Origin of the sequence: Chitinophaga sp. sic0106, from assembly GCF_019219075.1 — a bacterium.
Classification (GTDB): domain Bacteria; phylum Bacteroidota; class Bacteroidia; order Chitinophagales; family Chitinophagaceae; genus Chitinophaga.
This window is the reverse complement of record NZ_JAHUWJ010000029.1, coordinates 23340-36632: the sequence shown is the minus strand read 5'-3', so window position 1 is coordinate 36632 and position 13293 is coordinate 23340. Positions and strand designations below refer to the sequence as shown.

9 protein-coding genes are annotated in these 13293 nt (G+C 48.1%); 5 read left to right on the top strand and 4 right to left on the bottom strand.

The features are described 5' to 3' along the window. Positions 1-475: 475 nt before the first annotated feature. The 4 genes from KW844_RS27505 to KW844_RS27490 form a co-directional block, all read right to left on the bottom strand. Positions 476-1084 (bottom strand): response regulator transcription factor, encoded by a 609-nt coding sequence (locus tag KW844_RS27505; protein ID WP_218379983.1) that lies wholly within the window; start codon positions 1082-1084, stop codon positions 476-478. Positions 1085-1973: 889 nt separating this feature from the next. Then, complete coding sequence (locus KW844_RS27500) at positions 1974-3317, bottom strand: alpha-L-fucosidase (protein ID WP_218379982.1); 1344 nt, start codon at positions 3315-3317, stop codon at positions 1974-1976. A gap of 31 nt (positions 3318-3348) precedes the next feature. Continuing rightward, positions 3349-5496 carry an alpha-galactosidase gene (locus tag KW844_RS27495; RefSeq protein ID WP_218379981.1) on the bottom strand — a complete coding sequence of 716 codons (2148 nt, stop codon included), beginning with the start codon at positions 5494-5496 and terminating at the stop codon, positions 3349-3351. A 15-nt stretch (positions 5497-5511) separates the two neighbouring features. Further along, positions 5512-7296 carry an alpha-L-fucosidase gene (locus tag KW844_RS27490; protein ID WP_255578658.1) on the bottom strand — a complete coding sequence of 595 codons (1785 nt, stop codon included), beginning with the start codon at positions 7294-7296 and terminating at the stop codon, positions 5512-5514. A 706-nt stretch (positions 7297-8002) separates the two neighbouring features. Between KW844_RS27490 and KW844_RS27485 the strand changes: the two genes are divergently transcribed. From KW844_RS27485 to KW844_RS27465, 5 genes are all read left to right on the top strand, one after another. Continuing rightward, positions 8003-8575 (top strand): TetR/AcrR family transcriptional regulator, encoded by a 573-nt coding sequence (locus tag KW844_RS27485; RefSeq protein ID WP_218379980.1) that lies wholly within the window; start codon positions 8003-8005, stop codon positions 8573-8575. Positions 8576-8630: 55 nt separating this feature from the next. Further along, positions 8631-9056, top strand: coding sequence for a universal stress protein (locus tag KW844_RS27480; protein WP_218379979.1), 426 nt, complete (start codon positions 8631-8633; stop codon positions 9054-9056). Between the two features lie 184 nt (positions 9057-9240). Further along, complete coding sequence (locus tag KW844_RS27475; protein ID WP_218379978.1) at positions 9241-10899, top strand: hypothetical protein; 1659 nt, start codon at positions 9241-9243, stop codon at positions 10897-10899. A 34-nt stretch (positions 10900-10933) separates the two neighbouring features. Beyond that, positions 10934-11584 (top strand): hypothetical protein, encoded by a 651-nt coding sequence (locus KW844_RS27470; RefSeq protein WP_218379977.1) that lies wholly within the window; start codon positions 10934-10936, stop codon positions 11582-11584. A gap of 106 nt (positions 11585-11690) precedes the next feature. After that, positions 11691-13235 carry a hypothetical protein gene (locus KW844_RS27465; protein WP_218379976.1) on the top strand — a complete coding sequence of 515 codons (1545 nt, stop codon included), beginning with the start codon at positions 11691-11693 and terminating at the stop codon, positions 13233-13235. The last annotated feature ends 58 nt before the right edge of the window (positions 13236-13293 follow it).

The following is a 13293-nucleotide window of genomic DNA, read 5'->3' as shown; positions in this document are numbered from 1 at the left end:
CAAACGTATGCACCGGTTTCAATTTACGGCATATAACGGAATAGCCTGATCTTTGCTGATTCAGGACTCCAAATTACGCAATCGATTGCACAAAATACGGTAATATTTTCTCTTTTATGCGTAGCATTTTCAAAAGCGGTTGAAAATGTGGGATAGGTGGTGAAATTGGATTTGTTGGATGTAGGTTTTGCACCTGAGTTGCAGACGCAAAACCTTCGGTTTTGCTGGTGTGGGTTCCGCGCTGCGCGCGGAGGCTGCCTCTAAATGCTAATGCATGGTGCTGCGTGCAGAGGTACTGACTTTGTGGGTGGTGTTGCGTGCAGCGCTAGCCGGCTGCGTGTGCAGACAGCGCAGCCAGTTAGGTACATGGCAATACAACAACCTGAGATCGGTTGATTACAATTTAAAAACAAATTCCATGAAAAACCGGATGCATCGAAATTGGCAGGTACATCTGGGGTTACTCAGGGGTGTATCAGATCAGGTGTTCTTTCATTGCTTTTACGATGGCATTGGATCTGGAGTTCACATCCAGCTTTCTATAAATGTTCATGATATGAGAACGCACGGTACCTACACTGATGTGGCAGTGTTCTGAAATCTGTTTATAAGTATCTCCGTTCACCAGGCATCGGAGTATTTCCTTTTCCCTGGGCGAAAGTCCGTAGGTGTCATTAATAATAGGCTGCTGTTTCTCTTTATTAAAGAAGGCAAGTACTTTGTTAACGGCCACCATATTACTATGCAGGGCTGTTTCATATACCTGAGAGATAAATTCAGTTAAAGTAACCGGTGGAATTTTTTCCATCGTGATGCCGGCTTCCGGAACCGGTACCTGTGTCACTGTTTTCACATCTTCTCTTAAAGTAAGCAGAATGACATTTATTTCAGGATAAGCTGCCTTTACAATGCTGGCAGCCTCTATCGATGTTAAACCTGGTATTTCTATATCCATAAAAACGAGGTTACAGATATCTTTTGCTAATTGTTGTAACGCAATTGTTGTTTCAGAATGCAATTCTCCGATCTCCAGCACATTTGTTCCGCTCCAGTTACCAGCACTTAAAGACCCCACTTTTTTCATAATATTCCTTTTGGGTTATGTGATTTTCATATGAAAGTTCCTCCAGGTAAACTGCTGGTTTTGGAAGCTGGTATGGCATTAAAATTATTATTGGAATTAAATACACGGTTTCCATACCGAAACAAATTTGAAACAAATCCCAGCAGTAGTCAATCGGATAGGTATATGGTTTTTCAATAAATACTAATAATCAATATATTTTATATTACAATAAAGATATAATCATAACCTGGTTGACATTAATATAACTCTGGATCAACAATAATATAACTCGTTAATAATCAATGAAGATATCGTTGGCAATAATTAATATTTGATCAAATTAATTTTAATTATATGTATGGATTTTTTTCAGGTAAGCTTTTCTTCTCTTTAAAAAGTCCATGTAAAAAATATGGTGCAACAACACGGGATCTTGATAACATTAACGGGATTTGCTGTCTTTTCTTTCCTTCATCAGCTATCGTCAGATAAATATAAATAATATACGTCGGAAATCGTAAAACAGTTTTTTGATTTTTTGTGATTTTGTATGACACCTTCGGTGTCATGGGAGTAGTTCCGCGCTTCGCGCGGGGGCTACCGCCGGTTTAGAGTAATTCATTTACGGCCATTACCAGCGCAGTACCTCATGCAAGCAGCAGCCTATGGGCCACCGGTTTGACTGCACTCTATTCACGGCCATTTCCAACATAGTACCTCATGCAAGCAGCAGGGAGGCCGCCAGTTTTACTGCAAACCTCCGCGGCGTTTACCAACTAAAGCAAATATCGACCTGTAGGCGGGATGCCGCCCGCCATCACACCCCCATAAAAGTAAAAAATCCGCCCCGGAATTCTACTTCCAAAGGCGGACTATACCAGCATATAACAAAATTTTAATCCAATTTTTATTGTAGCACCAACTCAATCACCGGAATTTCCACATTTGGTTTCAACACCGGCAATTCCATCGCAACATCTCCTTTTTCAGTAGCTCTCATTTTGATCTCTGAACCATCATGCAGGAATTGTGCATACTTGATCTTTCCTTTCATTCCAGGGAGATCAAAGCGCTGCAATGGATAATCCAGCAAGTGCACATAAAGGCGCTTCGTGGTTGGGTTGTAGGTCAGTAGCGTATTGTCAGGCGTTTTGAACTCAGCCGGTGCCTGGGTACAACCGTAAATAGCGCGACTATTCACCGTCATCCAATCGCCCATGCCGTTCAGTGCCTTGTTGGCACGATAGTCAAATAAACCTCTGGAGGTAGGGCCTACGTTCAGCAGCAGGTTACCGCCTTTACTTACGGACTCAATCAACAGCACCAGCAGTTGCTTGTTATCCTTCCAGCTGGTTTCATCGCGGTAATAACCCCATGAACCGGAGAAAGTCTGACAGGTTTCCCAATGCACCCGTTTGCCATTGCGCACCGGCCATTCTGATACTTTATATTGCTCAGGTGTCACAAAGTCAAAGCCATCATCATAATTATTGAGGTCCAGGCGGTCATCCACCAGGATGCCGGGCTGCAGCTTGCGCACCATTGCCAGCAGGTTTTTGGAATCCCAGTCTTCATGACCTTTACCATGCTCACCCGGGTAACTGAAGTCCAGCCAGAGGATGTCTATTTTTCCATAGTTGCTCATCAGCTCCTTTACCTGGTTGTGCAGGTAGGTTCTGTATTTAGCCATATCCCTGCCCTTGTTCAGCTTCTCGTAATCTGCCGGGTTATTCGGGCGCTGCGGGTGGTGCTGGTCGATGGTGAAATCTGGATGATGCCAGTCGATCAGGGAATAATAGAATCCTACTTTCAGGCCTTCGGCGCGGAAAGCGTCCACCCACTCCTTTACCAGGTCCTTTTTGATGGCGGTATTGGTAGATTTATAGTCGGTGAATTTGGAGTCAAACAGGCAGAAGCCCTCGTGGTGCTTGGTGGTCAGCACGGCATATTTCATACCGGCAGCCTTTGCCATACGTGCCCATTCACGTGCATTGTACAGGTCAGGGTTGAAGTTATCGAAGTATTTCTGATAAGCACTGTCAGTAATACGCTCACGGCTTTTTACCCACTCGTGGCGGGCAGGCAGTGAATAAAGTCCCCAGTGAATAAACATACCAAAGCGGTCGTTGAGCCACCAGGCCATGCGTTGCTCCTTCTGGGCATCTGTTTCGTTCGTAAGCTTTTGCTGGGCCTGCAGCTGCGACACTAACAACATCAGCAGCGTAAGAAACCCAAGTGTGATCTTTTTCATGAGTGGATTATAGTTTTTGGTTTGATCAAGGTTATTCAACCACCAGCCAGGTGTAGCCTGATGCTGGTATGGTTACTTTAACAGTGGCGTTAAACCCACGGTCAAGACTATACGTTTTTGTTATACCCTCTTTCTCACGTATGCGCGCGGTTTGAGCGAGACCAGTATAATACAGCGGCAATTTTATCTCCCTGGTAATAGCCTGTAAAGTAGGATTATATAACATCACCAGCCCTTTTTGCGGCAAGCCGGCACTTACGTGCATCATCCCATCCCAGTCGCGCCCATCAGGCCTGCGCAGGTGAATCATATCGGCATTTAATATCTCCCTATATTTTTTATACCAGCTGATCACATTACTCACCAACTGTTTGGTGGCATCCGTATCATACAAACGGGGCCCACGGTAGCATGCCTGCACTCCCGCTCCATAATACTGCATCATCAGCTTTTCATAATCATCGAGGTGGTCTTTGAGCGGCTCCAGCGTAGCAGCCGCACCACCGCCCTGGTATTGCGTGAGCGGTACAAAGCCCCAGCTCATCGGTCCCGTTTTTTCCCACAGGCCATCGTAAATATTCTGCCGGTTCAGTATCTGCTGCTCCGCACGTGGCAGGGAGAAATTCACTTCCCTGTAGCCCAGGCCAATCTTGTTGGTGCCATCCAGAAAGTACCAGTCCGGCGCGTTTACATAGATGTTTCTGGCGTACATCCAGTGATATAGTTCTTTTTGCAGCAACATTTGTTTCCACTGGGAATCGTCTTTTCCGCTATGCCCCGGGTGTGTGGTGGAACCACATACGTCACCGGGATATGGCCCGTCGTTTTCAAAAATGCTGAAGCCGGTAGCGTCAAAAAAGTATTTGATTTTTGCCAGGTAACTGAGGCCCCACTTACTTCCCAGGCAAGGTGCGTTGCCAAAAAATGCACCACCGGGCTTACCGGTTGCCGGATTAATTACATCATCCTCGTCACTGATTTTCCGGCTGGAAAATAAGCTGTAGCCGCCGAGCATTATCCCTTTCGATTTAGCATAATCAGCCAGGGACTTATATTTAGCGATATTAGCCGCGCTGGTATCTTCCATATTTAATCCACTCCCAAAGCTCAGGATCACCGCCTCATAACCGGTGGCCGCACACTGGTCCACTACTGTTTTCACCTTTTCCGGGTCTGTACTTACCAGGTGCATGAAGATGGGGTTACGCTTCGTCCAGGGTGCAATGGTCCTGTACATCGCCTTTTGCGCCAATCCGTTGCGCTCCCGGTCATAACCATCCAGCAGCAGTTCGTAGGTGCGGATGGATTCAAAATGTGCTCCCTTATCCAGCTGGATACCTACCGGCACTATCGGGTACACTTCCAGCACGCAAGGTGTTTGCAGGTCGTAATTTACCTGCGAAGTGTAGGTACTATCCGCTTTCCAGTGAGTGGTTTGATCACTCAGATTGGCTTTCATGGCGTTATTGAAAGCATAGTTGCTTTCCACATACAAACCGTGCGGTGTAGCCATTTGCGTTACTCCTCCTACCACGGCTGATTCTTCTTCCGGGGTGGCCAGGATTTCGTTTTTTACTTGTTTCAGTTGAAGCGCGCGGCCAGTACTATTCGTGATCTCCAACCATTTTGAAATCACCGGAACACCGTCGAACAAGTCGTAATGTACCTTTACCACCATTCCTTTGTAGGGCGAATTATCCGCCGTCGTATAATGGAAAATCAGTGATTTCCCTGAAGCGGCTTTGCTATGCCCATTGTCCGGCAATGCGGGTTTCAGGTCTGCGGTTTCATGTTTCAGGTAGCGCAGATCTTTGGGCCCGGCTGTCATATGATCGAGCCATGCAGGCATCAGGTAAGCCTTTTGCGGCTGCGTATAGGCGCCACCGATATTAACGGTGTCGTTGTCGATCAGCAGCTGTGCTTCCGGTTTGATTGCGCGCAGCAGCTGCTCCCCGCTCACCAGGTTCCTGAAATCCGTGCAGATCACGTTAGGAGCAACCCTGAAGCTTCTGCTCAGGAGGCCATTAGAGATCACTACCTCTTTTCCCGCTTGGGTTACAGTGGCTTTGTAACCTTTGTTGCTGATCAGCCAGTCCGGTTTGTCAGCCTTTTGGGCCTGCAGCGGTTGCATCTGCCAGATCAATCCTGCGGCTATTACAATAGTTTTTATGTTTTTCATTGTTCACTTGTTCTTTTATCGGAGAGGCTGCAGGACTACACTACGCAGTCTGAACAACTCCTTGTTATTCGCCTTTGCAGGCTTTACAGTCAGGTTATATTCACCAGGCTGATCAATGTGGATCACCCCTACGGCATGGTCGATAAACAGCATGGGTTTATGACTGTCGTAGGTGCCGGTGGCCAATGTCAGGAAGGGCAGTTGCTGTGCGCCGAGTGTTACCAGGCCGGGCTGGGTGGCGCCGGTGGTTTCACAGTTGTAATCCAGTACCACCTTATAATCGCCGGCTTCCTGTACGTGTAGGGGAAACACCAGCGCATCTTCCGGTTTCAGCATATTGATGGCGCAGTTATCGTGTTTCCAGTCGCCAAAATAATGCGAATAGGTGAATGATTTTGTTTCCGCGGCACCATTGAACACGGCCCATACCGGCGACATCGTAGTAGCTGGATATTGATTGCTTACCGTTTGTGTGTGCAGCTGGGAAAGGTCTTGTTGCTGACCACTATATTCCATCACCAGCACGGTATTTCTATCGTCCGGCAGGGTGGCTGGCAGTAATATTATTACGTCCTTTCCGTTGAGCTTCCAGGCCAGCGATTTGTTATCACCGAGGATTTTAATGCTTTTTACTTTTGCATTTACGCCTGGTACTATCAGCTGTCCGTTTTCAGGTTTATTCCAGATGTGAAGGTAGAGTTTACCGGGTTTGCTGGTAGTTACGCCCCATGGCTGCGTAGGGATGAGGCCGTAGGTGGTACCGTAAATGGATTCGCCGTATTTATTCAGCCATTTTCCGGTTTCGCGGAGGTATTTGATGCTGTATTCAGGCCATTTGCCGTTGCCGTCAGGGCCTACGTTGAGCATGAGGTTTCCTCCTTTGGAAGCAACGTTGGAGAGTAGTCTTATTATTTCTTTGGGAGATTTAAAATTCAGGTCATGCTGGATGTATCCCCAGGAGTCGTTGTGTGTATAGATCGACTCCCATGCGCCAGAGATCGGTGTGGGCGGTACTTCGGAGTCGCCAAAGTCGCGGTAATCCCCGAGGTTATGCCCTACCCTGCTGCTAAAGAGGCAGTTGGGCTGGAGCTGGCGCAGGCTGTCGATCATTGATTTAGTTTGTTCCGGGGTGAGTCCGCCGGGCATATCAAACCATACGATATCGAGCGGACCGTAGTTGGTAAGCAGTTCTTTCAGCTGTGGAACTGATTTGGTACGGTAATATTGCTGGTAATCTTTGTTCTGTTCTTTAAAGTCCCATCTGTTGCCGCCGCCGTTAGGTTCGTGCCAGTCGAGGAACTGGGAATAGTAGAATCCGAAGCGGATACCTTGCTGGCGGCATGCAGCTGCCAGTGGCGTCATGGGGTCTTTTTTATAGGGGGAGGCGTCTACGATATCGAAGTCGGTGACTTTAGAATCGTACATGCTGAAGCCTTCGTGGTGTTTGGCGGTGATCACGAGGTATTTTATACCGGCTTCTTTGGCGATGCCGGCCCATTCTTCGGCGTTAAATCCGGTGGGATTGAATGTTTGCGCTACTTTGGCGTATTCGGTGGCGGGTGCTTTGGCGCGGTTCATGATCCATTCGCCGCTGCCGTAGTAGCTGGAGTCGTTCCAGCGGCCGCCGAGTTTAGAATAAAGTCCCCAGTGGATAAAGAGGCCAAATTTTGCCGACCTGAACCATTCCAGATTAGGATTATTGGAGTTTGCGGCTCCTTTGGTCCACATATCGGGCATATCCTGGGCGTAAGAACGTATACACGTGCACGTTAGTAATAAGAAAAGCAGTTTTTTCATCATGTGGAACATAGGCTGGTAAATGCGTAAGTGAAAAAATACTGATACCTGACGGGTTGAGCAAGTGAATTAAAAAAAGGTATCAGGGAAAGGGAAAATCCTATGAAAAGGACGGTAATTTCCAGGGTTAACTAATGGTTAACTAAAAACACCGAACAATCTTTATAACTTCATATTAGTTCCGTAGTACTGCACGATTAATAGTAGTGCTGAAGCACGGTTAGCAATCACCTTTTTTAGCGGCACGGTGTCTGTGCCTGTTTTTATCAACTTATTCGTTATAGTTCCATTATCGGGGAACATTATCTGTGAATGTTCACTTTCGCCCTTGCATCCGATTGCAAGGGCATTTTCTTTTTATTTTTTTGTTAATCACGGATTAACACACTTCCTATTAACATTTGACCATTTTCCGGGGGGTACATTTGTATTGTCTGATGTACGGGCAAGCTGTGTATCAGGTATTTTCAGAATTCTTTAACTCATTTTTCTGAGAAAACAGGTTTACAAACATGGTTTAATTAGCATTCAAATTGCTAAGGTCCCCCACTTAGCAATTTAACATTACTACTAATACTAGATAACACTGGTACCCGCCTCCCATTCCTGGGAGGCGTTTTTGTTTGGCCGCCGGAGCGGTGACCGTTGTTTTGATGGTTTTAAGATTCCCTTGCGCTTAAATGAATAATTATTCGCTTACCTTTGTACTATGAAATTGAAGGATGACAGGAAAGTGGAGTTGATTTACCAGGCAGCACTCAAGCTGGTAGCCCGAAAGGGGCTCGCTGGTATCACCATGGGCGACATCTCCCGGGAAGCCGGCATCGCCACCGGCACCCTCTATGTATACTTTACCGGAAAAGACGAACTCATCAACGCTCTTTTCGCCTGCAGCCGGGCCAACTCCGTGCAGGTAGCCTTCAGGGGATATGATGCCTCCCAGCCTTTTAAACCAGGATTCAGAACAGTATGGATGAATATCCTCAGATACAAACTTCAGCATTTTGAAGAGGTGGTATTCGTGGAACAATGCTTCCATTCACCCTATATCACTGCCGAAACCAGGGAAAAAGCCAGAGAGCTGGCCGCCCCCTTCTTCGAACTCATTGAAAGAGGTCAGCAGGAACAACTGGTAAAACAGGCCGACACAAGTCTGCTCCTCACCTTCATCATGGGAGCGCTCAATGAACTGGTGAAACAAACGCATTACAGCAACGAAACACTGAGCAAACGAAAGATAGACCTTACGTTTAACCTCTGCTGGGATGCACTCAAAGCATAGCAATGAATAAACATTCAGCATAACGGAAACATTAACCACTTAAAATTAAAGTCGTATGTCCGAAATAATGATCGCGGTAGACCTTAGCCCGTTTTCAGCAGAAGTGATCAGTCAGGGCGTAGCACTGGCTCAAAGAATGCAGACCAGCGTTACCCTCTTCTCCGTAGTGGAAGTAGGCCTTGGCATGGCATTACCTGAAACGGTATCAGACCTTCCAGAACGAATCCGCGAAACAGAAGCAGCATTAGCAGATTACAAGACACAACATCCCGGCGCCGACATAAAAATCGTTGTAGCCACCGGCAATCCAAAAGTGGTGACACTCGAACAGGCACATGAAGGCAATACCGCCATCCTGGTGGTAGGCACGCATGGCCGTACCGGTATCGATCATATGCTGGTAGGCAGCACCGCCGAATCCATCATCCGCCACGCACGTATACCCGTGCTCGTTGTACCATACAACAAAGCGGATCACTAATCCTGACTAACACTCAACAATCACTAAAACAACAAGGGCTGTGGCGAAAATACCACGGCCTTTTTTTGTGCCTCGTACATTATTAGCTTATCTTTAAAACGGAATAACTATCAATACCCCCGCCTGACCCAGTATCCCAAAATCTGGACTTATCCCCTTTTGCTTATTCCTCAATCACACATCCATGAAGAACTACTACGCACCCTCATTGCTCTTAGTTTTATTTTTCCTTCTGCTGGCCCCCGCCGCTATAGCACAGCTTAAAGTGGGCGACAACCCCGGCACCATCAACAAAGCATCCGTACTGGAACTGGAAAGTGGCCGCCAGGGTTTACTCCTGCCACGTATCGCCGATACCACCCTCGCCCCGCTCAATACAGCGCCGGATGGTATGATCATCTATTTTATCGGTAACCAGAGCTTACTGGTACGCCGCGCTGGTTACTGGTCGCGACTCGCCGACAGCCTCTCCGTCAGCGCCTCCGGCTGGAAGCTCACCGGAAACGCCGGCACCACCGCCACCAACTACCTCGGAACAACAGACGGTCAGCCGCTCTCCATCCGCACCAATGCAACGGAAGCTATTCACGTGAATGCTGATCAAACCGTTCAACTCAAAAACGTTCCTTCAACGACTACACTGGTATCTACCCTGGTGATCGATCCCACCACAGGAGCTATCAGTCAGCGTTCATTAAGCACCTCCGCCTTCGCCGGCGCCATTGAAAACATCAACGGACTTACCAACAAAGGCATTACCATCAAAGCCGATACGGCGAACGCGAATTTTGGTATTACTGCCAATGCAGCCGACAGCTCCGTGACCATGAACATTCCTATCGTGAACGGCACTACGCTGAAAACAGGTTTGCTCACCTATGCCGACTGGCTCTCGTTCAGCAGCAAGCAGCAGGCAATTACCATCGGTGCCTTGCTGGCTGCCCCCAACGCCAATGGTATGGCCATCACCAATGGCGTGCTACAACTGGCGCCCGCGGATGCAACCAACCCCGGCGCAGTGAGTATAGCGGCACAAACTTTCGGTGGACAAAAAACCTTCCAGGACAGCCTAACCGCTAATGCCGGTTTACGCATCAACGGAGGCTCCACCATCACCAACGGTGTAAATGTAACCGGCGGCGGCGCCAATATCACCGGCGGTGTAGTACTTGGCACAGTTCCCAATGATGTAAGCACTGCTACCACCACCGTCTTATTCAGAAACCCCACTACCGGCGCCATTGAAAAAAGAGTCGTGGATTCCTCCGCATTCAGCTCCGGTATTAAATCCGTGAATAGTCAAACCGGACCCGCCATCAGCATTGTTAACGGTAAGGCAGGTACGAATGTGAATATCGACAGCACCACTACCGCCAACAGAATCGTCATCAATATCCCCGATGCCAGCACCACTGCACGCGGTATTGTAACAGATTCCATTCAAACATTTGCGGGTAATAAGACCGTGCGGGATTCTCTCCAGGTAGGCCTTGCGGCTAACGTGGGCGGCACCGCCGCAGCTAATTCCACCCTGCAGGTAAGCGGCTCCGTAGCCATGAACATCACTACCCTCTCCTCAAATGGTACCCTGGCAGCTACTGACAACACCGTACTCGTTAATACCAGCAGCGGTAGTATCACCGTAACGCTTCCATCTCCCACATCAATAAGAGGAAGAATATACACTATTAAAAAAATAGGTACCGGCGGCATCGATAACAGCCTGACCATTACCCCTACCGGTGGCACCATTGATGGCGCCAGCACTTACGTTATCTATAATGATTACACCTACGTTACCCTCCAAACCGATGGCAGCAACTGGTATGTAATCCGGAAATAACCGGCATTTATCCGATCACCAAATCGTTTGGCATATGCAAATAGCCTGTATCAAAAGATGGCTGCTGGTATGCATGCTGGTATTTCTTTTTAACAGTGTACATGCACAACAGCTCCGGCTGGGCGACCTGGGCACCTCCGTGACCAGCAAGGCCGCCGTACTGGAACTAAACTCCAGCAAACAAGGTTTGCTACTCACACGCGTGCCAGGAACAGCACTGGCTGCAACGCCTTTGAATACTGCGCCTGCCGGCATGATTGTTTTTAATACTACAGACACCAGTTTATACGTACGCGTGGGATCAACATGGCAAAAACTGACGGCGCCTAACCTTACGTCGCCTACGTTTTACAGCCTGGCAAATGCGACCACCGCCACACCTACCACCTCGGTAATCACCCAGCCTATTAAAGTGATTACCGACTCCATCAGTAATATCAGTACCGGCTTTCCGTTTATCAACCTGCCTGCAGGCTTTTATACCAGAATACTCAGTGTACAAGCCACTGCCAGGGGAGGCACTACTCCTAACACCGTCCCTTTTGTAGGCATACTGGGTATTACCACCACCCGCATCACGTTTGCGGTTGTGTTGGGAGATCCGGGAATTCTCGGATTAGGTAACAGCGTGGGAATGGACGCTCAAACATCGCATAAAATCTATTTCACGATCACCGGGTATTAAACACACGTTTACGCATATACGTAAATACATATTAACATTCCTGCTTACCTGCTGCTGCAAACTGCTGCTGGCACAATCAGGCACATGGCTGCATCCCGGCGGCCATATGGCCCTGTTTGGCCAGGATACAGTGGCTGTGTTTGGTGATATGACGCATGAAGGCAACATCCTCTCCATGCCCGGTTCTGTGCTCAACTTCTACGGATTAAGGTGGCGCAATAACACAGGAGCCTCCATCCTTGATGAAAGTAACGACGGCCTGAGCGGCACCGGTGGCTGGTTTCAGTTTATACAACCAGGCAGATCAAATCCTGGCGTGGTGTATCAATATGTGAGCGGAGGCTTTAATGTGACACAAAACGCAGGCACTATTTTTCCAAACCTGCGCGTATTTAATTCGCCCGGACTGGTGCTCGACGATCTCAACGATCTCAAGATCAGCCATGAGCTGGACCTGCGAAAAGGGAGTATTTTTCTTAACGGCTGGAACCTGGTGGTAGGACATCATACACCCGGCATCATCACCAATTACTCCGATAGTAATTTCATTATTACCGGGGGCCGTTTTGGCAGTGGTTTCCTTTATCGCTCCAATATACAACCCGCCAATGGCCTGATTGTTTTCCCGGTAGGCACCCGGCCTGATTCCTATACGCCTGCCGTGGTAAGCATGCAGTCGGGCACCAGCACTGTTCGTACAGCCGTGAGCGATAGTGTGCTGGCACAGCTCACACAAGGCCGGAACTTGTTTGGCACTACCGTAAATAAGACCTGGCAAATAGATCCGCTAACAACCAATACGCAGATGGGTATAACGCTGGTGCATAAATTGTCAGACGAAGGGCCCGATTTTGAAGCTAACCGCAACAGCAGCTACGTGGCCTACTTCAATGGCAGTAACTGGGATACTTCCCGTACCAGGTCCGCGCCAGTGTCGCCCAGTACCTACACCACCAGTGCGCCGGATGCAGATGCCGCTTTCAATACCCGTAGCTTTCAACTCCAGGGCAACAGTGCATTTTTTACCAGTATGGTGGCCGAAATCCTTAACAGCCCCAGCAAAACTACCCTGCAATTTTTTGATGCTTTCAGGAATGATATTGCTTCTGACTCCATCACATTGCGTTGGGCTACCAGCCGGGAATATTTTCTGCGCGGATTTTCCATTGAGCGGAAATTGTTAGATGCCGCCAACTTCGATTCAGTTGGATTTGTGGTTACCAAAAGTCCAAACGGCATCAGCTATGTATCTGTGGGGTACGACTCCCTGGACATACAGGACACAGAACAAAGCTTGCTCTATCGCCTGAAAGTGATCATGACTGATGGTTCCTTCTTTTACAGTCCGATACGCCTTGTGAAAGGCAAATTTGTAGACGGGCAGATCAGGGTGTGGCCAAATCCTGTCAGGGCTGGTACGGTGTTGCATGTATATTATTCAGGCGCATTACATATTAAAGCGATGGCGCTTATTGATGTACCGGGCCGCCGGGCTGGCTATACCGCCTTCCCGCAGCCGTTGCAAAACCGCAACTACTACGAAATAAATGTACCGTCCGGATTATCCGCCGGCACCTACTTCCTGCAGTTCATAGGAGAAGACAGTCAAATCATTCACGTTGAAAAAGTAATCATTATCAATAGGTTATAAGAAATTAAAATCCCCTTAAAGTACACCGGTAGCGGCTGGCGCAGCATAACAAGACCTA